Annotated in this window: 20 protein-coding genes; 16 read left to right on the top strand and 4 right to left on the bottom strand. The window is 65.4% G+C overall.

The genetic code is table 11. The features are described 5' to 3' along the window. Positions 1–27 precede the first annotated feature (27 nt). Complete coding sequence (locus tag ACX12F_RS07090) at positions 28–2,391, top strand: lysylphosphatidylglycerol synthase domain-containing protein (RefSeq protein WP_459368903.1); 2,364 nt, start codon at positions 28–30, stop codon at positions 2,389–2,391. 214 nt (positions 2,392–2,605) lie between these two features. On the opposite strand, the gene ACX12F_RS07085 is transcribed toward ACX12F_RS07090, so the two are convergent. Beyond that, the gene (locus tag ACX12F_RS07085; protein ID WP_459368902.1) at positions 2,606–3,307 is read right to left on the bottom strand and encodes a DUF305 domain-containing protein; all 702 of its coding nucleotides are present in this window, start codon (positions 3,305–3,307) and stop codon (positions 2,606–2,608) included. 48 nt (positions 3,308–3,355) lie between these two features. Continuing rightward, complete coding sequence (locus tag ACX12F_RS07080; RefSeq protein ID WP_459368901.1) at positions 3,356–3,751, bottom strand: DUF6153 family protein; 396 nt, start codon at positions 3,749–3,751, stop codon at positions 3,356–3,358. 206 nt (positions 3,752–3,957) lie between these two features. On the opposite strand from ACX12F_RS07080, the gene ACX12F_RS07075 reads away from it, so the two are divergent. The 5 genes from ACX12F_RS07075 (at position 3,958) to ACX12F_RS07055 (ending at position 11,968) form a co-directional block, all read left to right on the top strand. Further along, a complete protein-coding gene (locus ACX12F_RS07075; protein ID WP_459368900.1) occupies positions 3,958–5,781 on the top strand; it encodes a fatty acyl-AMP ligase in 1,824 nt (607 codons plus the stop codon). A 121-nt stretch (positions 5,782–5,902) separates the two neighbouring features. Then, positions 5,903–6,319, top strand: a complete 417-nt coding sequence (locus ACX12F_RS07070; protein WP_459368899.1) for a low affinity iron permease family protein — start codon at positions 5,903–5,905, stop codon at positions 6,317–6,319. 76 nt (positions 6,320–6,395) lie between these two features. After that, complete coding sequence (locus ACX12F_RS07065) at positions 6,396–8,204, top strand: sulfatase-like hydrolase/transferase (RefSeq protein ID WP_459368898.1); 1,809 nt, start codon at positions 6,396–6,398, stop codon at positions 8,202–8,204. A 69-nt stretch (positions 8,205–8,273) separates the two neighbouring features. Continuing rightward, positions 8,274–9,902 carry a peptide chain release factor 3 gene (locus tag ACX12F_RS07060; RefSeq protein WP_459368897.1) on the top strand — a complete coding sequence of 543 codons (1,629 nt, stop codon included), beginning with the start codon at positions 8,274–8,276 and terminating at the stop codon, positions 9,900–9,902. A gap of 83 nt (positions 9,903–9,985) precedes the next feature. Continuing rightward, the gene (locus tag ACX12F_RS07055) at positions 9,986–11,968 is read left to right on the top strand and encodes an OPT family oligopeptide transporter (RefSeq protein ID WP_459368896.1); all 1,983 of its coding nucleotides are present in this window, start codon (positions 9,986–9,988) and stop codon (positions 11,966–11,968) included. A 149-nt stretch (positions 11,969–12,117) separates the two neighbouring features. On the opposite strand, the gene ACX12F_RS07050 is transcribed toward ACX12F_RS07055, so the two are convergent. Continuing rightward, positions 12,118–13,278, bottom strand: coding sequence for a hypothetical protein (locus ACX12F_RS07050; protein WP_459368895.1), 1,161 nt, complete (start codon positions 13,276–13,278; stop codon positions 12,118–12,120). Positions 13,279–13,480: 202 nt separating this feature from the next. On the opposite strand from ACX12F_RS07050, the gene ACX12F_RS07045 reads away from it, so the two are divergent. Beyond that, positions 13,481–13,846: a GreA/GreB family elongation factor gene (locus ACX12F_RS07045; protein ID WP_459368894.1), complete on the top strand. Its 366-nt coding sequence runs from the start codon at positions 13,481–13,483 to the stop codon at positions 13,844–13,846. A gap of 38 nt (positions 13,847–13,884) precedes the next feature. On the opposite strand, the gene ACX12F_RS07040 is transcribed toward ACX12F_RS07045, so the two are convergent. After that, positions 13,885–14,841 carry a mechanosensitive ion channel family protein gene (locus ACX12F_RS07040; RefSeq protein ID WP_459368893.1) on the bottom strand — a complete coding sequence of 319 codons (957 nt, stop codon included), beginning with the start codon at positions 14,839–14,841 and terminating at the stop codon, positions 13,885–13,887. 266 nt (positions 14,842–15,107) lie between these two features. Between ACX12F_RS07040 and ACX12F_RS07035 the strand changes: the two genes are divergently transcribed. From ACX12F_RS07035 to ACX12F_RS06995, 9 genes are all read left to right on the top strand, one after another. Next, positions 15,108–15,428, top strand: a complete 321-nt coding sequence (locus ACX12F_RS07035; protein WP_459368892.1) for a WXG100 family type VII secretion target — start codon at positions 15,108–15,110, stop codon at positions 15,426–15,428. 8 nt (positions 15,429–15,436) lie between these two features. Then, positions 15,437–15,730 carry a WXG100 family type VII secretion target gene (locus tag ACX12F_RS07030; RefSeq protein WP_459368891.1) on the top strand — a complete coding sequence of 98 codons (294 nt, stop codon included), beginning with the start codon at positions 15,437–15,439 and terminating at the stop codon, positions 15,728–15,730. Between the two features lie 455 nt (positions 15,731–16,185). Continuing rightward, on the top strand, positions 16,186–17,418 hold the full coding sequence (locus tag ACX12F_RS07025) for a WXG100-like domain-containing protein (RefSeq protein WP_459368890.1): 1,233 nt from the start codon (positions 16,186–16,188) through the stop codon (positions 17,416–17,418). Beyond that, the gene (locus ACX12F_RS07020; RefSeq protein ID WP_459368889.1) at positions 17,415–18,026 is read left to right on the top strand and encodes a hypothetical protein; all 612 of its coding nucleotides are present in this window, start codon (positions 17,415–17,417) and stop codon (positions 18,024–18,026) included. The genes ACX12F_RS07025 and ACX12F_RS07020 overlap by 4 nt, the downstream gene beginning before the upstream one ends. A 123-nt stretch (positions 18,027–18,149) precedes the next feature. Continuing rightward, positions 18,150–18,707 (top strand): hypothetical protein, encoded by a 558-nt coding sequence (locus ACX12F_RS07015; RefSeq protein WP_459368888.1) that lies wholly within the window; start codon positions 18,150–18,152, stop codon positions 18,705–18,707. After that, on the top strand, positions 18,704–19,528 hold the full coding sequence (locus ACX12F_RS07010) for a hypothetical protein (protein ID WP_459368887.1): 825 nt from the start codon (positions 18,704–18,706) through the stop codon (positions 19,526–19,528). Before ACX12F_RS07015 ends, ACX12F_RS07010 begins: the two co-directional genes overlap by 4 nt. Positions 19,529–19,544: 16 nt before the next feature. Then, positions 19,545–20,120, top strand: a complete 576-nt coding sequence (locus ACX12F_RS07005; RefSeq protein ID WP_459368886.1) for a hypothetical protein — start codon at positions 19,545–19,547, stop codon at positions 20,118–20,120. Between the two features lie 124 nt (positions 20,121–20,244). Then, entirely contained in the window at positions 20,245–20,565 is a 321-nt protein-coding gene (locus tag ACX12F_RS07000; protein ID WP_459368885.1) for a hypothetical protein, read from the top strand. A 187-nt stretch (positions 20,566–20,752) separates the two neighbouring features. Next, positions 20,753–21,451, top strand: coding sequence for an SDR family oxidoreductase (locus ACX12F_RS06995; RefSeq protein ID WP_459368884.1), 699 nt, complete (start codon positions 20,753–20,755; stop codon positions 21,449–21,451). Positions 21,452–21,719: the final 268 nt, after the last annotated feature.

The following is a 21,719-nucleotide window of genomic DNA, read 5'->3' as shown; positions in this document are numbered from 1 at the left end:
TGGCCCTCAACTTGGGATTCTGAGCTGATGCGGGTTGACGGACGCGAGGTCGCGGTCTCGGGCAGCCTGCTGCAACCGATCACCCGCCGGACCAACGACATCCTGCGACTCGTGGCCGCGACGGCCTTCCTGGTCACCGTCGTCACCAGCTCGCTGATCACGCGTAACGACTGGGTCCGGCTGGAACGGTCGGTGTCGCGGATCGTCGGCGTCCTGACACCGACCCAGTCGAACCTGGTCTACCTCGCCTACGCCATCGCGATATTGGCGCTGCCGTTCGTCATCCTGCTGAGCCTGCTGGTCACCCGGCAGTGGAAGCTGCTCGGTCCGTATGCCGCCGCCGGGCTGCTCGCGGTGCTGTCACTGTCCATCAACTCCAACGGCATCGCGGCCCCGAACTGGCATTTCGACCTGTCCGACAGGCTCAACACCGTCTTCTCCCAGTTCCTCGACGACCCCCGCTGGATCGCGCTGCTGGCTGCAGTGCTGACGGTCTCCGGCCCTTGGCAGCCGGCCCGGTTGCGCCGCTGGTGGTGGACGCTGCTGCTGGCGTTCGTGCCGATTCATCTGGTGGTCAGCGCCATCGTGCCGGCCCGGTCGCTGCTCGGCCTGGCCGTCGGCTGGTTCGTCGGCGCACTGGTGGTTCTGGTCAGCGGCACCCCGGCGCTGGAGGTTCCGCTGCCCGGCGCTGTGCAGGCCCTGGCCCGTCGCAAGTTCGAGGTGTCGGCGCTGACGGTCATCCGGCCGGCCGGCACGGGACCGCTGGTGCTCAGCGCCGATTCGGCCGACGGCGCGCGCGCAGTCGTCGAGCTGTACGGGCCGAACCAACGCGTCGGCGGCGCGATGAGTCAGCTCTGGCGCAAGATCACCCTCCGCAACGACGAGACCGCTCCCTTGCAGACCTCGATGCGCCGCGCCGTCGAACACCGCGCCCTCATGACCATCGCGGTCGGCGACCTCGGGCTGGCGAACACCCGGACCGTCGCGCTGTCCGCGCTCGATCGCGGCTGGACCCTGTACGCGCACACCCCCGCGAGTGGCGCTGCGCTGACCAACGAGACCCCGGTCGAGGCGGTCTGGCATGCCCTCGGGGCACTGCACGCGCACCAGATCTCCCACGGCGACCTCCGTACGTCGCAGATCACCGTCGACGACACCACCGTGTTGCTCGGCGGGTTGGGCAATTCCGAGTACGGCGCGTCTGATGTGCAACTGCAATCCGACGTGGCACAGCTGCTGGTGACGACAACGGATCTGTACGGCGCCGAGCCGGCGGTGGCGGCGGCCATCGAGCAGTTCGGCGAGGGCGCCGTGCTGACCGCGTCCCGCCGGCTGACCAAGTCGGCGATGCCGTTGCGGCTGCGCGAGTCGCTGCCCGATTCGCGTGCCGTGATCACCGCGGCCCGCGACGAGGTGAAGCACCAGACCGGCGCCGACCGCATCCAGACCGAGACCATCACCCGCTTCACCCGCAACCAGGTGATCCAGCTGGTCCTGCTCATCGCGCTGGTGTACGTCGCCTATCCGTTCATCAGCACGGTGCCGACGTTCTTCTCCGAACTGCGGTCCGCCAACTGGTGGTGGGCGCTGCTGGGCCTGGCCGTGTCGGCGCTGACGTACCCCGGCGCGGCCATGGCGCTGTGGGCCAGCACCTCGGAATCGGTGAACTTCCGGAAGTTGACCATCATGCAGGTGGCCAACACCTTCGCCGCGACGACGACGCCCGCCGGCGTCGGCGGCCTGGCCCTGAGTACCCGGTTCCTGCAGAAGGCGGGGCTCGGCGCGCTGCGCGCGACGGCCGCGGTGGCACTGCAGCAGTCAGTGCAGGTGCTCACGCACGTGGCGCTGCTGATCTTCTTCAGCGCGGCCGCGGGTGCCTCGGCCGATCTGTCGCACTTCGTCCCGTCGTCGACGATCCTCTACCTGATCGGCGGCGCGGCGCTCGGCGTGGTGGGCACGTTCATGCTGGTGCCGCGATGGCGGCACTGGCTGGGGACATCGGTACGACCGCGGCTGAAGGAAGTCTGGGCCGACCTCGTCGAACTCGGCCGCGAACCCCGGCGCCTCGGGTTGATCGTGTTGGGCTGCGCCGCAACGACTCTGGGCGCGGCGTTGGCGCTGTGGGCGAGCGTCGAGGCCTTCGGCGGGTCGACGTCGTTCGTGACCGTGTGTGTCGTGACGATGATCGGTGGCACGCTCGCCTCGGCCGCCCCGACGCCCGGTGGTGTCGGCGCTGTAGAGGCCGCGCTCATCGGTGGCCTGGCCGCGTTCGGGCTACCCGCCGCGGTCGCCGTGCCGTCGGTGCTGCTCTACCGGATGCTGACGTGCTGGCTGCCGGTGTTCATCGGCTGGCCCGTCATGCGCTGGCTGACCCAGAACGACATGATCTGAGTAGCGGCTCCGCATCTCGAGGCCCGAAGACGGTGTCACCCGCTTGCTGCGGCGTGTCGTCGTCGGCGTGTCGTTCTGTCTTGTGACACATGCGATCTGGAGCCGTCAACTTTCCCTGACGAGTCAGGGAAAGTTGACGCTTCCCAGCGAGGGTCGCCTACGGAGACCGGTGCCGAAGTTACAGATGTGACCGCCGGTATCGGCGGTCGTCGGCTTACATCTTGGCGAGCATGCCGTTCATCGTGTCGATCTCAGCCTGCTGTGTGGTGACGATCGACTCGGCCATCTTCTTGGCGTCGGCGTTGGTGCCGTTCTTCAGCTCATCGCCCGCCATGGTGATGGCGCCCTGATGATGCGCGACCATCATCTGCAGCCACATCTTGTCGAACGCCGCGCCGGACAGGCCCGTCAGGTCGGTCATCTGCTGCGGGGTCATCAGACCCGGCATCGAGTGGCTCATGGTGGCCGACGGCGCGGGCTTGCCGAAGCCGGCCAGCAGCGTCGTCATCTGCTGCATCTCCGGAGCCTGGGCCTTCTCAATGGCTGCGGCGAGATCCTTGACCTGCTGGTTCTGCGAGCGGGTCGGGACCAGCTTGGCCATCTCGACGGCCTGCGCGTGGTGCGGATACATCATCTGCAGGAAGGTCACGTCGGCATCGTTGAAGTTGGCGCCTGACATCCCGGGCATATTGGTGCCCGACATCCCGGGCATGTTGCCGCCCGACATCCCAGGCATGTTGCCGCCCGACATCCCAGGCATGTTGCCGCCCGACATCCCGGGCATGTTGCTGCCCGACATCGGCATGGACGAACTGGTCGGGGTCTGGGTCGAGTCGTGCTGACTCGGCGGGCTACAGGCGCCCAGTGCGATGACGGCAGCGGTTCCGGCGACAGCGATCGATGCGATTTTGAACATGGTTGAACTCCTTGAGAATTGGATGGGGTTGACGCGGGGCGCGGCCCATCAGATTCGGAGGAGGGACAGTTCCGCGAGGGTCAGCACTGTCCAAGGCGGGGCTCTTTGCCTGCGCCGCAACGCTCGGCGGATCCGGGCTTGCACGTTCTGCTGAGGCGTGACGCCCAGCCAGTACAGCAAAGCCAGACCTGCGATGGCCAGCAGTTCGGTCATGACGAAGACGCAGGCGTGAAAGCCGTTGTGTCCGTTGCAGTTGCAGGCATCCGACATGGACGTTTGCACCGCCGGGGCGCTGGCGTGGTGAAGAACAGCCGCCTGCGCGTGGTGCGACGGGGCGTGCGCCGACGTGACGACCAGCGAATGCATGCCAATGATGCCCGCGATCAAGACCAGCAGACCGACGACCCAGCCGATGGCATGAGGGCGCGTGCTGCCATGCGTCACGTCGGCCTCCGGTTCGGTATTCGTTATCGCCAACCATAGTACCCAAGGGGGGTATGTCTGCGGGAATAAATTTCGTAGCCGATGTCAGCGGGACCGCATCCCACCACCGATCGCCAGTGGCCCGCGTCACATCACCGCTCCCGCAGTGGTGACTTTCATAAGTTTCTGACTCGTCGGTTAGTTAGATCCGCTACTAGTGTCGACATATGGGTCGGGAAGCCTTGAGTCACAGCATTATTGGGGCAGCGGAATCGCTGGAACAATACGTTCAACCGGACGGCAAGATCGTCATACCTGACGGCATCACGCTGACGTCGTTCCTGGAGCGCAACCGCGCGGCGATGGGCGATCAGCCGTCGTATCGCTTCATCGACTACTCGCAGAATCCCGACGGCGAGATCGTCGAACTCAGCTGGAACGGGCTCTGGACTCAGGTCAATGCCGTCGCGGCCCGGCTGCAACAGGTCACTTCTCCCCGCGACCGCGTCGCGATCCTCGCGCCGCAGGGCGTCGACTACGTCGCGGCGTTCTTCGCCGCCGTCCACGCCGGCAACATCGCCGTCCCGCTGTTCGCGCCGGCCCTTGCCGGCCACACCGAACGCCTGGCGGCCGTGTTGTCAGATGCGAAACCGTCCGCGGTCCTCACCACCGCCGCTGCCGCCGAAGCGGTCCGCGCGTTCATCAAGACGCTGCCCGCCGCCGAGCGCCCGCGTGTCATCGCCGTCGACGCCGTGCCCGGCACCCTGGCCGAGATGCATGTCGACCCGGGGTCGCGTACCGACGACGTCGCCTATCTGCAGTACACCTCGGGCTCGACGCGCACCCCGGCCGGCGTGGAGATCACCCATCGCAACGTGTGCACCAACGTCATTCAGATGATCCTGGCCGGCGGGCTGGACACCGACATCCGCAGCGTGAGCTGGCTGCCGCTGTACCACGACATGGGCCTGATCATGATCATGTTCCCCGCACTGTGCGGCGGGCAGATCAGCCTCATGGACCCAATGGCGTTCGTCCGGCGGCCCTACCGCTGGATCAAGCGGCTGGCCGAGGAGGCCGCGCACGGCCGGACTTTTGCCGCGGCACCCAATTTCGCGTTCGAGTTGTGCGCGCAGCGCGGCCTGCCGCCGGCCGGTGAGCCCCTGGACCTGAGCAATGTGGTGACCCTGCTGAACGGGTCCGAGCCGGTGACGCTGCCGTCCATCGAGCAGTTCATGGCAGCGTTCACGCCGTACGGGCTGCCCGAGACGGTGGTCAAGCCGTCGTACGGCATGGCCGAGGCCACGCTATCGGTGGCCAGCATCGCCGCCGACGAAAAGCCGTGCGCCACATATCTGGACCGCGCGGAGCTCGCGGCGGGCCGGGCCGTCGTCGTGGGCCGGCATGCCGAGGGTGCGGTACCGCAGGTGTCGTGTGGGCGGGCCATCCCCGACCAGTGGGTGGCCATCGTGACCCCCGACGGCGACGAAGCGGCCGACGGCGTGGTCGGAGAAATTTGGTTGCATGGCAACAACATCGGCCGGGGCTACTTCGGCCGGCCGGACGAGTCGGAGCGGGTGTTCGGCAACAAGCTGCAAACTCGCCAGGCCGTCAGCCACGCCGACGGTGCCGAGGACAACGCATTGTGGTTGGCCACAGGGGATCTCGGCGTGTATGTGGGCGGCGAGCTGTTCGTGACCGGCCGGATCAAGGATCTGGTGATCGTCGACGGTCGCAATCACTACCCGCAGGACATCGAGGCGACGGTCAGCAGTGCGTCGCCGGCGGTGCGCTCCGGGTACGTGACAGCCTTTGCTGTGCCTGGGGATTCGGGTGAACAACTGGTCGTGGTGGCCGAGCGCGCGGTCGGTGCGGGCCGGGCGGCGTTGGAGCCCGTCGCCGAAGCCGTGCGGGCCGCGGTGTCGCGTCATCACCAGGTGCGCGTCGCCGACGTGCGGCTGGTTGCGGCGGGACGCATCCCGCGCACCACGTCGGGCAAGCTGGCACGCAACGCGTCGCGGACGGAGTACCTGGCCGGGCAGTTCGACTAGCAATTGCTCGCCGCCTCCCCTGCGGCACCGCCGTTTTGGGCTGTCCGGACGCAGTGTTCGGTTTCAGCGCACCGTTTGCCGGGTATGGCTACCGCCTCAGCTCTGTTCCCGGGAGGCCGCCATGACCGATACCGCCAACGCCGCGAATCACGGTGCGGAGTTGCCCAGTGATGTAACCCAAGAAGTGCCGTTCTTCGACCGGTTCGCGACACAGGTGTCGAAGTGGGCTTCCAAGGCGTGGTTCTTTGCCGCCTGCGTTGCCATCGTGGTGATCTGGGCACCGACGTTCCTCTTCGTGAACTTCGATACCTGGCAGCTGATCATCAACACGCTGACCACCATCATCACGTTCCTGCTCGTGGCGCTCCTGCAGAACACCGAGACCCGCTCGACCGACGCCCTACAGCAGAAACTCAACGCCATCGCGGATGGTCTCACCGACCTGATGCGCGAAATTGACGCCTCCGGCAAACTCGAGAAGGACCGGAAAGAATTGCTGGCGGCGGTGGGGCTCGAGGAGCACGAAAGCACCAGCTAATTCAGGAAAAAACCCGGCCGCAGAGGTTGTCTGCAGTTTCACTGCGCAGCCGCGTTCGTTGGTGTTTCATGGCGCTGTGGACCAGCGCCCCGACATCGTCATTCTGATGACCGACGAGGAACGTGCGGTCCCGCCGTACGAGTCCGACGACGTCCTCGCCTGGCGGCAACGCACCCTGACCGGGCGGCGCTGGTTCGACGAGAACGGCGTTCGTTTCACCCGGCACTACACCGGCTCGCTGGCGTGCGCGCCCAGCCGGCCGACGTTGTTCACCGGTCAGTACCCGGATCTGCACGGCGTCACGCAGACCGACGGTCTCGGTAAGCGGTACGACGACTCGCGGCTGCGCTGGCTGCGCCAGGGCGAGGTGCCGACGCTGGGCAACTGGTTGCGCGCCGCCGGCTACGACACGCACTACGACGGCAAGTGGCACATCTCGCACGCCGATCTTGAAGATCCCAAGACCGGCAAGCCGCTGGCCACCAATGACGCCGAGGGCGTCGTCGACCCCGCGGCGGTACAGGCGTATCTCGATGCCGATCCGCTGGGACCGTACGGCTTCTCCGGCTGGGTCGGACCGGAGCCGCACGGAGCGGCCATGTCCAACAGTGGTTTTCGCCGGGACCCGTTGGTCGCCGAACGCGTCGTCGCCTGGCTCGAAGACCGCTACGCACGGCGGCGCGCCGGGGACGCCGACGCGTTGCGGCCGTTCCTGCTGGTGGCCAGCTTCGTCAATCCCCATGACATCGTGCTGTTTCCGGCGTGGGTCCGCCGCAGCCCGCTGCTCGACTACCCCGTGCTCGAACCGCCCCACGTCCCCGCGCCGCCCACGGCCACCGAGGACCTGAGCGACAAGCCGGCCGCGCAGGCCGCCTTCCGCGAGGCGTACTACTCCGGTTACGGCCCGGCCGCGGTGATCGAACGCACCTACCGCCGCAACGCGCAGCAGTACCGCGACCTCTACTACCGGCTGCATGCCGAAGTCGACGGTCCGCTGGACCGGGTCCGCCGGGCCGTCACCGAGAACGGCTCCGAAAACGCCTTGCTGGTAAGGACTTCCGATCACGGCGATCTGCTCGGCGCGCACGGCGGGCTGCATCAGAAGTGGTTCAACCTGTATGACGAGGCGACGCGCGTCCCATTCGTCATCGCCCGGATCGGCGCAGACGCGACCACGTCCCGCGAAGTCGACGCCCCGACCTCGCACGTCGACCTGGTCCCGACGCTGCTCGGCGCCGCCGGGGTCGACGTCGCCGCCACGTCCGAGACGCTCGCCGCCTCGTTCACCGAAGTACATCCCCTGCCCGGCCGCGACCTCATGCCGGTGGTGAATGGCGCTCCGGCCGAGAAGGATCGGCCGATCTACATCATGACGCGGGACAACATCCTCGAGGGCGACACCGGGGCGTCGGGCGCGGCGCAGGCGATCGGCGCCAACACGAATCCGCCTGCGCTGCTGCGGATCAAGGTGCCCGCGAACGTCGCCGCCAACTTCGAGGGACTGGTGTCGCGCGTCACCAACGCAGAGGCCGCCGGGGGCACCGGCCACTTGTGGAAGCTGGTGCGCACGTTCGACGATCCGGCGACGTGGACCGAACCGGGCGTGCGCCATTTGGCGGCGAACAGCCGCGGCGGCGACACCTACCGCACCGACCCGCTCGACGACCAGTGGGAGCTCTACGACCTGACCGCCGACCCCATCGAGGCGTCCAACCGCTGGGCCGATCCCAGCCTGCACGAACTGCGCCGGCATCTGCGGACGCAGCTCAAACTGGTCCGGACCGCGTCCGTCCCGGAGCGCAACGAGCCGTGGCCGTACGTCAGCCGGCGGCCGCCGGAGCCCGGCAGCGCCGTCCGCCGGCTGCTGTGCCGGTTCCGCCCGTAGGCAAAACCTGCTGGTCACGCCCTCGCGATTACAGGTTTTACCTGGTCGGCCCATAGCATGTCTGGTGCCATGACCGACACCGCCCCCGCCACCAGTTCCGCCTCAGCTACCGGCTCGACCAGCCGGGTGGCCACCGAAGCCGCCCGTCGCCGCACGTTTGCCGTCATCAGCCACCCTGACGCCGGTAAATCGACGCTGACCGAGGCGCTGGCGCTGCACGCACGGGTGATCACCGAGGCGGGCGCCATCCACGGCAAGGCGGGCCGCAAGTCCACGGTGTCGGACTGGATGGAGATGGAGAAGGCCCGCGGCATCTCGATCACGTCGACGGCGCTGCAGTTCCCGTACCGCGACTGCGTCATCAACCTGCTGGACACCCCCGGCCACGCCGACTTCTCGGAGGACACCTACCGGGTGCTGACGGCCGTCGACTGCGCCGTGATGCTCATCGATGCCGCGAAAGGCCTTGAGCCGCAGACGCTGAAGCTGTTCCAGGTGTGTAAGCACCGCGGCATCCCGATCATCACGGTGATCAACAAGTGGGACCGCCCCGGCCGGCACGCGCTGGAGCTGATGGATGAGATCCACGAGCGCATCGGGCTGCGGACGACGCCACTGACCTGGCCGGTCGGCATCGCCGGCGACTTCAAGGGTGTGATGGACCGCCGCAAGGGCCACTACATCCGCTTCACCCGCACCGCCGGTGGCGCCACCGCCGCGCCCGAGGAACACATCCCCGCCGACAAGGCGCACGACGCCGCCGAAGGCGACTGGGACACCGCCGTCGAAGAGTCCGAACTGCTGTCGATGGACGGCTCGGACTACGACCGCGAGACCTTCCTGTCCGGCGAGTCCTCGCCGGTGCTGTTCACCTCGGCAGCGCTGAACTTCGGTGTAAACCAGCTGCTCGACGTGCTGGTCGACCTGGCGCCCTCGCCCGGCGCGATCGTCGACGTCACCGGCCAGCCGCGCCCGGTGGATTCGCCGTTCAGCGCGTTCGTGTTCAAGGTTCAGGCCGGCATGGACAGCTCGCACCGCGACCGGATCGCGTACGCGCGGGTGTGCTCGGGCACGTTCGAGCGCGGCGATGTGTTGACGCACGCCGGGACCGGCAAGCCGTTCGTGACCAAGTACGCGCAGTCGGTGTTCGGGCAGCAGCGCTCGACGTTGGACGACGCCTGGCCCGGTGACGTGATCGGTCTGGCCAACGCCGCGGCGCTGCGTCCCGGTGACACGCTGTATCGCGATGTGCCCGTGGAGTTTCCGCCGATTCCGAGCTTCTCGCCCGAGTACTTCTCGGTGGTCCGCGGCAAGGATCCGAGCAAGCACAAGCAGTTCCGCAAGGGCATCGAGCAGCTGGACCAGGAGGGCGTCGTCCAGGTGCTGCGCTCGGACAAGCGTGGCGAACAGGCGCCGGTGTTCGCGGCCGTCGGTCCCATGCAGTTCGAGGTGGCCGCGCACCGGATGGCGACCGAGATCGGTGCGGCCATCACGCTGGAATCGCTGCCATATCAGGTGGCGCGGGTCGTCGACCCCGAAGACGCCGAGTTCATGAGCAAGCAGGTGTCCTGCGAGGTACTGACCCGCACCGACGGCGTCCTGCTGGTGCTGTTCTCGACGCCGTGGCGGCTCGAAGGGTTCCAGCGGGACAACCCGAACGTGAAGTTGCGGTCGCTGGTGGCTGCGGCCGAAAGCTAGTCGGCACGTCCTCCTCGAAGGTGCGCGCACCTTGGCGCTCAGCGCTTACGGTGTAGAGCACCCGCCAGAGAGAGGACGAAGAGTTGGCCGTCGCAACCCCTGCCACCACAACCCTGCGCGAACTGACCGTCCGCGGCATCCTGCTCGGTGGCGCCATCACGCTGGTGTTCACCGCGGCCAACGTCTATCTCGGGCTCAAGGTCGGCCTGACGTTCGCCACCGCCATCCCGGCTGCCGTGATCTCGATGGCGGTGCTGCGCAGCTTCGCCAACCATTCGATCGTCGAGAACAACATCGTGCAGACGGTGGCCTCAGCGGCGGGCACGCTGTCGGCCATCATCTTCGTGCTGCCCGGGTTGATCATGATCGGCTGGTGGACCGGCTTCCCCTACTGGACTACCGTCGCCGTCTGCGCGGTCGGCGGCACGCTCGGCGTCATGTACTCCATCCCCCTGCGTCGAGCACTTGTCACCGGAACGGAACTCCCCTACCCCGAAGGCGTCGCTGCGGCTGAGGTACTGAAGGTCGGTGACGGCACCGAGGGGGCCGAGGCCAACCGCACCGGGCTTCGGGTGATCACGTTCGGCTCGGTCGTGTCGGCCGGGTTCGGGTTGCTGGCCAACCTCAAGGTGCTCGCCAATTCGGTTACCGCATATACCCGTATCGGTGCCGGCGGGACGATGTTCAGTGCCGGTCTGTCGATGGCGATGATCGGCGTCGGGCACCTGATCGGCATGACCGTCGGTATCGCGATGCTGGTCGGGCTCGTCATCTCGTTCGGGGTGCTGCTGCCGATCCGCACCAACGGCGCTCTCACGGGCAGTGAGCCGATCGGCGACATCATCGACGGCATCTTCGTGCACGAAGTGCGGTTCGTCGGAGCCGGAGCCATTGCCGTCGCGGCGATCTGGACGCTGCTCAAGATTCTGCGCCCCATCGTCAAAGGCATGACGGACGCACTGGCGTCAGCTCGTGACCGGCGGCAGGGCCAGGTCGTCGACCTCACCGAGCGCGACATCCCCTTCCCCATGGTCGTCGGCACCGTCGTGGTGATGCTTCTTCCGATCGCCGTACTGCTGTGGGATTTCAGCCGCGGCACTGTGCTGCAAGGGCATTCGGCCGGGATCATCGCGGCCAGTCTGGTGTTCATCTTCGTCATCGGCCTGGTCATTGCGTCGGTGTGCGGGTACATGGCGGGCTTGATCGGTTCGTCGAACAGTCCGATCTCCGGCGTCGGCATCCTGACGGTGCTCATCGCGGCAGTGCTGCTCAAGGTGGTGTTCGGGCGTGCCGACGCCGGCCAGTCCACCGCCCTCGTCGCTTTCACGCTGTTCGCCGCGGCCATCACGTTCGGTGTCGCGACCATCTCCAACGACAATCTGCAGGACCTCAAGACCGGCCAACTGGTTGGCGCCACGCCATGGAAACAGCAGGTGGCGTTGGTGATTGGCGTGGCGTTCGGGTCGGCGATCATTCCGCCGGTACTCAACCTGATGCAGCGGGCGTTCGGATTTCTGGGTGCTCCCGGTGCGGGTGATCATGCCTTGGCCGCTCCGCAGGCCGCACTGATTTCGTCGTTGGCCAAGGGAGTGTTCGGCGGATCACTGAACTGGGGACTGATCGGGCTTGGTGCGGTGATCGGGGTTGTCGCCATCGCGGTCGACGAGACCCTCACCCGCACCTCCCGATTCGCGCTGCCGCCGCTGGCCGTCGGGATGGGCATGTACCTGCCGATGAGCCTGACGCTGATCATTCCGGTGGGCGCGCTGCTGGGCTGGCTCTACAACCGCTGGGCGGACCGGACCGGCGGAGATATCGAGCGCAAGAAGCGGATTGGCGTGCTGTTGGCGACGGGCATGATCGTCGGCGAGAGTTTGTACGGCGTGGTGTTCGCCGGGTTTGTCGCCGGAACAGGGAGTGATGAACCGTTCGCGGTGCTCTCCGGTTTCAACGGGTCAGCTCCCGAAGTGATCGGCGTCGTGGCCTTCGCCGCGGTGCTGGCGTGGATGTACAAGCGGACGCAGACGATTGCGGGGAGTGAGCCGGTCATGGATGCTGAGCACTGATTGCTTGAGCGTTCCGTCCGCGCGCCGGTGATTTCGTGGTGCCTGCGCACGCTGCGGCGACGGGCCGCCTCTCCTGACATGTTCGATTTGGAGCCGTCAAGGATCCTTGACGGCTCCAAATCGTGTGTGCCGCAGGAGAGGAACGATTTCTAGCCGGCCTCGTCGTATCCCCAAAACTCTCGCGCCTCGCTCAGAAGTTCGCGCCTGTAGCTCGGCCGCAACTCGTCGATGACGGCAAGGGTTCGCGAAGTCAGCTCGTCGCCAATCGCACTCTGCGCGTGCGCATATGGGATGAACGCACGTAGCAGGTCGGGCACATTCAGCGCGACCTCCAACGGAATGTCATCGCCGTCGTCGTAAAAGTAAGCCGGGTTGCGCATTACGTCTCGGACGCGTTTTTCACTCCACCGCAGCGGGTCCTCTGTGCCAGTCTCGAAAAGTTCGAGCAGTTGATCCCGATACATGGGTCCTGCGAACGGACCAGACAAGCTGCTGGCAATGAAGGCATCACAAAGCTGTTCGGCAACTTGCCAATCCATAGCAGGGGGCCGATGTTCACCGCCTTCGGGCAGCTGGCCTACCAGCCACCGAACCAAAGGTTCGTAGAGCGGCCAATCATAGCCTTCGTATGCGAACGTCGGTCTGGCGAACGCATCTTCAATCCACCTTCGGGCGTCAGCCGACGACATCGCGACTACCTCGAGCTCGTCATCGGATTCGGCCATCAACGCGACAGCCTCATCGATCGGACCTGGAGCCGCGGCCGCGGCGACAATTCCCCCGAATCTGTTGTGGTCAATCAGCACCACGATGGTCAGCTCATGCCCACCATCGAGTCGCGCACCAAGGAAGAGTTCGTCGGTATCTCCGAACACGTCGGTTCTGCGGACCGCACGGTAGACGTCAATCCGGGATAGCTCGGCAATCCATCGCGGCAGACGCTCGCGGCGCTCTGCCAACTCCTCCCTGCATCGCAGCTGCAGTTCGGGCTCGTCAAGGAGCAGTTCCGCGATCACCGCGATCACCGCCGTCGTCTCCCGATTCCTCACACCGATCAAGGCATTCAGAGTTTGATCCAGAGGCAAGGGATCGCGGCGTTCGGATTTGAGAAACGCCAGCTTGTCGGGCTTCGACAGGTGAATTAAATCGCTGGCCAACCGGAGTAGGCCGAGCGGATGGCCACAGGACATGGCGCGCCGTATGAACTCCGTGGCCCGTCTGGCGGCCGCGCCGCCGGCGTTGCGCTTCTTTGCTCGCCGCACATCGCGTCGAGCCTGTTTGAGGCTCCGTAAACGTCGTTTGTCGGTCATGTCGCGGACGCTACGCCCGGGCTACGACAAGTCCGCCGCAGCCGTTTTTCGCCCTCCCGCTGACACCCGGACGTACATCGCGTGACATCACGGCAAACAAGCCCGCGTGCGTCAGCCACCGTCCGCGTCGCGGCGGATAGTGACAATTGTGGACGCTGTAATTCACCCGAACACCGCGTCAAGGGTTTCACCCCCACACCCGGTGTCATCGAATGCCGCTGAACAACACGGTGCGGTCATCGCAGACCGGCACCCGCGAGAAACCTCATCCACCAACACAATCGATGCGCGCGACGGGCTGATCCTCGACGGTCAGGCCGTGCCGGGCGCATGGGTCACCGTGTCGTTCAACGGCGACCCGGACGACATCGACGTCTTCCGACTCGTCCTGCCCGCCGACGCCAAGCCGCTCGGTGACACCTGCTCCGTGGAGTGCCCGCTGGGAAAGGCGCTCGTCGCCGCTCACGTCGGCGAAACCCGGAGATACATGACAGAATCCGGGCGGAGCATGGCGATCACGGTCCTGGCCGTCGACAGCGTGAATCCGCAGGAGACCGCCGGGCGCTGACCGCTCCCCGACCAATGATGTTCGGGGAGCCCAGGGCACTACTCCGTGGCCCGACCACCCACCACGGCGTGGAAACGCCCCTGCGGGTACGGCAGCGCGATGTCGTGTTCGTCGTAGGCGCGCAGAATCTCGCGGCGGAGCCGGCGCTGCACCGCGCCTTGGGTGTTCGGCTTGGTTTTGACCGTCATCCGCAGGATGAGCAGATCAGGCGAGAGTTCCTGGATGCCAAGCATTTCCGGCTCGCCCAGCACGTTGTCGGAGATCGCCGGATCAGTGATGGCGGACTCGGCCGCCTCGAGGGCCACCTGCTCGGCCCGGTCGAGGTCCGCGGTCAGCGCGACCGGAACCTCAACGTGCGCAACGGCGTAATCCTGGCTCATGTTGCCGACGCGCTTGATCTCGCCGTTGCGGACATACCAGAGGGTGCCGTCGCCGTCGCGCACCGTGGTGATGCGCAGGCCGACGCTCTGTACCTCGCCGGTCACGTCGCCGAGGTCGACGCTGTCGCCGACGCCGTACTGATCCTCGAGCAGCATGAAGATGCCGCTGACGAAGTCGCGCACCAGGTTTTGCGCGCCGAAGCCGATCGCGAGGCCGACCACACCGGCCGACGCGATGAACGGCGCGATGTTCACGCCCAGCACGCTCAGGATCGCGAGGACGAGCCACACCAGCAGCAGGATCGACACCGTCGACTTCAGCACCGACCCGATGGTCTGGGCACGCTGGCGGCGCCGCTCGGCGGCCTTGCGGGCGTTCGACGATGCCGCCCGGTCGCGCAGGTAGCGCAGCAACGGCGGACGGTTGGCCTGCGACTCCTCATCAACGGCCATGGTCTTGCCGGCCCGCCCGGTCGTGGCGCGGTCGATCACGCGGTGCAGGGCCAACCGTGCGATGAGCGCGACCACGCCGTACGACACGATCCGGATCGGCACCTCGATCAGCCAGTGCCGGTTCGTATCCGTCCATTCGAAAGCCAGTTGGTAGACATGCACGGTTTCGACCCTACGAGAGGCCGTGGAATCCCCTGGCCACGGCGATTCCTGGCTGCGTCCTGGACCAGCGGGTTTAAGTCATCGAGAGATCCAGTCGCTGGATGTCACTGCTCGTTGCACAGCTCACATCGGCCGCAGGACAATCCTGTCAGCAATCTGATAGCATCCTGTCTAAAACCTGTGAGCGACAAGGAAATTCGCGTCGCCCACCCACCGCCACCCTCGGTAGGCTTCAACCGTCAGCCAATACGCGTTGGGGGTATCGCATGGCCGCAGGGGGAATTCTGGGCGTCTCCCCAGAAGAGCTACGACGTGTGTCAGGGTCAATCAGTTCCCTCGCAGATGAGCTCGCCGCTCAGCTGCAGGCGATCGACAGCGAGGTTTCCGGATTCGTCGGTTCGGGCTGGACGGGGCTGTCCAGCGGCGCATTCGCCGAATCGTTCTGGAAGTGGCACGAGGGTGCCAAGGACGTTCATACCGGTCTTGCCGAGATGGCGACCCTGCTCGGCACGGCGGCCGGCGCATACGAGAGCCAAGACAATCACTCGGGGGCAGCGCTCAGTACCCAGATGAGAATTGACAGGTAGGGCCGCCGATGTCTGACGAATTCGGTGTTGATACCGACAAGCTGATGGGCATCGTGGAAAAGATGGCCCAGGTAGAAACCAAAATCGAGGCGATGATCGCTGAAGCTGATGCCGACGTTTCAGGGCTCCACGCCACATGGGTGGGCACCGCTGCAGCGACGCAGGCTGACGCTCACCGTCGCTGGGCAGAGGGAGCGCAGGAGATGCGTGAGGCTTTGGTCAAGCTGAGAGAGGCGGCGCACAAGGCGCACGGCAACTACACCGGCGCCGCCAAGAGTAACCAAACGATGTGGTCGCGGTGACTGGGCTGACGGTGCGATAGGCAGGAATCCGCATGGCACCAATCGTTGTGGATCCGCGTGCGCTAGACGGTGCCGGTCAGTCCGTGGACACTCAGGCCGAAGCACTCGGAAAGGCCATCGACGCCTTGCACTCTGCGCTCTCCGGCAGCGGTGGCATGTCTGGTGATGACCCGGCCGGCATCGTCCACGGCCGGGCATACGACAAGTCAGCCAAGGCGATGCTCGAATCCATGGTCGATCTGCGAAACGGCTTGGCCCGCATCGGAGACGGAATACGTGCCAGCGCCACGAGCTACTCCCGAGCCGAAGTCGCATCGAACACACACGGCACCGGCGGAGCGCCGCTGCCGGCCACGGCGCCAACGGCCTTCGTCAGCGCGCAGGTGCCGCCGTCGGCTCAGGGCAGCAACGAGGGGGCACCGCCCGGCTGGTCACTGGTCGAACCCTTCCTAGGCATGATCTGGCCCGACGGCAGTCCCAGCAAGCTGCGTGCGGCGGCCGGGGCGTGGACAGCGGCCGGGTCGGCGTTCCTCGGCGCCGAGGCTCCATTGCTCAACGCACTGGGCGTGGTTACGGCACAACAGATTCCGGAGGGCGCACAGGTCGCGCAAGCTGTAGTCGCGGGCAACACCAATTCAACGGCGCTCTTCGGCCAGTGCGTGCAGGTCGCCTCGAACCTCAACGCGTACGCCGGACACATCGACGCCACTCACGCAGCGATCCTGGACCTGCTGTCGCGAATCGTGAACCCGATGACCGGCGTTCGCGAAGTTTGGGACCTGCTCACCGGCGAAGACAACGACGAGATCAAGAAGATCGCCGCCGACATCCGCGTGGTAGTCAACAACTTCAAGGCCGAAGTTGACGCATTGGCCACGCTACTCGCCCCACTGGTTGCGGCAGCCGAAGCAATCGCCTCGGTTATGGCTCAGTGGGCCAAGATGGAACTCCAACAGTTCGGCGACGCTGCATACAACGTGTTGGCTGACGTGGTCAATTCCTTGGCTACCTACGGCAACGCGGCGCTCCACAACCCCCTCGACACCCTGGGGATGATCGGCGGCGGATTGCTGGTGACTGGTGGTGCTGGACTGGAAGTTCCGGCACTCGTCTTGGATGCGACCGGGATCGGCGCGGCCCTCGGCGTACCGGCCAACATCGTAGGTGCCGGCATGATCGCCGGCGGAGGCACCCTCGCGACCGCCGGAGCCCTCGACTTGTCGCACGACGCGGTGCTGAACCCGGTGACCATCATGCACGCCCACATCGGACGCCCGGGTGAAGGTGTGGACCGAGGGGACGGTCGGGATCCGTACGGGCATATCACTGGACGCAATGGCGGAAGCTACGGCAAAGGCCGTGAAGCCGAAGGCATCGACGAATACAAGGACGATAACCCCGGCCGGTGGGTTACCAACGAGCAGCGCAAAGCGAGCGTCGACGGTGTGCCGAACGGCCGATTTTACGACGGCCTTGCCCGTAAAGCTGACGGCACGTATGAAGGCATTGAGGTCAAGTCCGGCGGTGCTAGCTTGACGCCCGAGCAGAAAGCGTTCGATGCCGCCGTCAATGCGAACAAGACGAACGGCAACACCACTCCTGCCTATGTAACGATTACGACCGAATCCGGCACGGTGGAGACCGTTAAGGTCACATCGACCCGAGTTGTGGAGGTTCCCGGAGAATGAACGAGACGCATGCGGCTTTCGTGCTGGCATCAAACAAGGCCAAGATGCGGATGAGCGAGTTCCCCGAAGAGATACCAGCTCAAATCGCTGCGGGCATCAACCGACTCGGTACGCGCGGCTACACCTACTACTCGATCCACCCAATCGGGCCAGAGGTGCCCTACGACGAGTTCCCCTCGCCCGCAGAGTGGATTCAAACCACCGGAGTGGCACCCGATCGGCTCACCGTCGAGATCAAACAAGCCGATGCCAAAGGCGTGCACCGGCTGTACACAGTCGGCCGACCGGACGGTCCCGGTGACTCCGCAGAAACCGAGCCAATTCAGAACGGCGACAACACCTATATGGTGCGTCCCTCCGAGGTACTCTCAGCCGCCGACGCCATCGAGCTGTTCCAGCACTACTACGAAACCAAAGCCGTCCCGCAAGGCTGGAGTCTCCGCGAGCAGCCAGAGTTCTCTGACGCGGCGGTTGCAGAGCAGAGCTATGGCGCCGGAGCGGACACCGAGCGACCTTCAGCTGGTCGTGCACCAGTAGCCAAAGGCGAAGTCGCACAGCCGAAGAACGGTGCAGCACCGAAGACAGCCAAAGCCAAGCCGAAAGAGTAAGCAGACACACGCGGTTCGCGATCTGAGATCTCGGACTGCACATTCGAGATTCGTGGAGGTCTCGCGAGGATGAGGCTCGATAGGCCCACACATGTCCAGGCGACGAATCGCTCGTCAGGCTGGATGAGCGAGTTCCCTTCGGAGATCCCCGGCCAGATCGCCGCAATCATCAACCGCCTGGGAGACGGCCGGTACACGCACATGTCGATCTATCCGTTGCCGGTCGACGCGGGTATCTACGACGACGTCCGCCCGAAAGAGTGGATTCAGGCCACTGGCGTATCGCCCAATCGGCTCACCGTTGAGATCAAGCAGCGCGACGCTGAAGGTGAACACCGGCTGTACACCATTGGCCGGCCTGCGAATGTCAGCGTATCGGCCGAGACTGAGTCAATTCAGAACGGCGACAACACATATCTGGTGCACCTCTCCGAGGTACTAACAGCCACCGACGCCATCGCACTGTTCCAGCACTACTACGACACCCACGCCGTGCCCGAAGGCTGGAGCCTGCGCGAACAGCCAGAATTCTCAGACTCCGCGGTCGCCGCGCTTTACCGGCAGCGTCGCAACAGGCGACACCACGCCGCCCACCCGTCGCGCTCCCATCGCGAAAAGTCGAGCAACACAGCAGAAGAACAGCGCAGTATCGAAGGCCGCAAAGGGCAAGGCCAACCTTGAGGACTGAACAGTGGGTGCTGCAGAAGCTCCTCGCCACACCGATCTCGCACGCCATCGTGGAATCTGGCCTCGATCAGATCGGCGGATACGTCACCGAGGCGTCGGCGGTAGTCGGTCTGAGGACGCCTGCAGATTTGTTGGCGGCGTATGGCGTCGACGCTGCTCCGGAATTCGCTGACGTCGTCCGACTCGAACAACCGCGACTGGCAACGTTCACCAAGCCGAGTGACTCGGACCGGCCCTGGCTCGACTTCCCCTACGGTTTTCTCTACGGAGACTCATTGGCCCCTGTGTGGCGCATGAGCCGCACCCGGTTCTCCTATGGGGCCGAATACTGGAGAATCCGTTCCGACGGTGAGCAGAAGTGCTTGTCGCGCTACGAGGGGGCCGGCCGCGGCTGGGTGCGCGCCAAGCGCTGGCGGCCGCCAAGCCCGATTGTGGGCACGTTGGCGCGGTGGCAAGGGCAGGAGTTCTTCGCCGACGTCATTGCCGAGACCGTGTTGTTGACCGCGATCGCCCAGAATGGCCCAACGGGTTTCGAGCCGGTTCGCCCACATGCATGGTCCAAGACCGTCCCGTTGTCGGAATGCGAATTGTTCGAACGGGTTTTCACGGCTCAGGTCGACGGTGTCCCCGTGCGCATACTGCGTCGCGCAGGCGAAACCGCCGAGGTGCTGCTGCTCACTGATGACCCCGCTGATGCCGAGCGCGTCGGAGCTGCACGAGTCGAGGCTGGAGTGTTCGAGGCTGTGGTTGCCGCCGATCGCTTGGCCGACGTCCACGGGGTGGAGAACCAGTGGATTCCGGGCGCGAAAAAGTAGGCCCAGAGTGAACATGATGGCGGAACTGATCACGCGGGACGAGATTGTCGCTGCATTGCGCAAACGCATGCGAGTCGGGGCTGGGCTGACGGTGCCGTACGCACGCAAGTGGTCCCTCGGCGGGTGCGAACCATCGCACTCGCTGTGGACGTTCCCGCACGATGACATCTCGACAATGGCCGCAGGGCTCCTGCAGCTCGACGCCTCGATCACGGCAACCAACGACGCCGTGTTGGTCGGCCTCGCAGACAGTATGGTCTGGGTCGCAGTGAATGGACATACACGCGACGCACAACGTGCTTCCGATTTTCTGATCGGACGACAGGGTGAAAGCCGTGCTGTGCACGTCGGTAACGCACCGGAAGTCGCACTTGAGATCATCAGAGGCCTTTCCGCGCCACCAGCACCCATCCCCGCCCCGTGCGAAATCCTCCAGGTAGGTTTTCCCGGCATTCACGCCAGCGACCCTACGTACGTGGGTAGTTGGCAGTGGTACATCCATGGCGAAGCGCGTGACGACGAGTACGTGCGGCGCGCGGCAAACGCCACGCTAAACGCCATCCAGGCGAAGGAGAGCAAAGATACCGGCTGATATCGCCGCAACCCTTGCCAAATCGCCTGCGACGCCGGACATTACTTGTCGGGTCCTGTCCGGCGCTCTAACGACATCGGCGATCACCTTGTCCCAGGTGATGCCAACGTCAGCTGACCCGCGCGTGGCCACCGAGAATTTCACCGCGGAACGCGTCGTCGCCATCGTGACCATCACCGGACGATTCATCGGGCCGCTGTCGCGGTATCCCGATCAAATGGAAGTCGCGTTGCTCCCCGCCACGCTCCTGCTCCCCGTCGGTTCTGTCGCGGTGCCAGGGATTGCCAATGACGTCGTCCTCCTCGCCGAGACGGGAAGCGCCCCAGGCCTACCCGCAGACTTGCCGGAGCTCCAGCGAGACGTCAGCGCACAAGTATCGGCCGCACTCCAGCGACCGCCAGCGACGATCCACTCCCCTGGCCGATTCTCGACGCCGCGCGTTTAACGACGCTTGGCGCGCCACCGCGCCGTACTCCCCCACCGCAAGCGGCACCGCCCAAACACCGCACGCCACGCCCCCATTCCCAAGTTCCCCTGTCACGAACGCCACAGACGACTAGCGGTCACATTCGGCAATGCGAGTGGTTCTATCTCAGTAACGAGATCGTTAGTCAGATTGGAAAGGATGGGACATGACCGATGTAGCTGGCAAGGTGGTTCTGGTAACGGGCGGCCGACGGGGCCTGGGCGCAGCCCTGGTCAACGAGGTGTTGGCCCGGGGCGCACGCAAGGTCTACTCGACTGCACGAACCGCCTTCGCCGACGAGCGCCCTGAGGTGGTCACGTATGGCCTTGAGGTCGGTTCGGCGGATTCGGTTGCTGCACTGGCGGATATCGCCAGTGATGTCGACATCGTGATCAACAATGCCGGAGTCTCCCACCTGGATGATCTGCTGACCGGCAGCTGGGATGACATCACCGACACCTTCGACACCAACGTGTTCGGGCCACTCCGAGTGACGCGCGTCTTCGCGCCGATCCTGGCCGCCAATGGCGGTGGCGCGCTGGTCAATGTGCACTCGGTGTTGTCCTGGCTCGGGGGTGCCGGCGCCTACGGCGCCTCGAAGGCCGCGATCTGGTCGATCACCAACTCGCTGCGCCAAGAGTTACAGCCTCAGCAGACCCAGGTGGTCGGGGTGCATGTCGGGTACATCGACACCGATATGACCGAGGGCATCAATGCACCCAAGCTCGCTCCGGCGGAGGTCGCCCGCCGCATCATCGACGGATTGGAAGCCGGCGCTTCTGAGGTGCTGGTCGATGAGTTATCGACTCAGGTCAAGGCTGCGCTGTCCGGGCCGGTCGAGAACCTGGCCTTCACCCGATCGTAGCGAACGGCTTTGATACGTCGACGCTTCTCGTGACGGGGGCGACCGGAACCACCGGCGCGCCGACGGTCCACAACCTGCTCCGCACCGGAAATCGAGTAGATGCGTTCGCACACCGCACAGACAGGCGTTCCGATGCCCCACTCGAATAGCGCACTGTTATAGTGCCGCAACTCCACGGCAGAAGGTCCACCTGAGCCATTTGCGGTAGGCTAATTCGACACTTTAGTTCGGGCTACCATACGCGCGTAGGCTCTGAGGTCGTGAGCGG

This window comes from Mycolicibacterium sp. HS_4_1, assembly GCF_054515875.1.
Note: the sequence above shows the minus strand (reverse complement) of the source record. Positions and strands in the feature narration are given on the sequence as shown.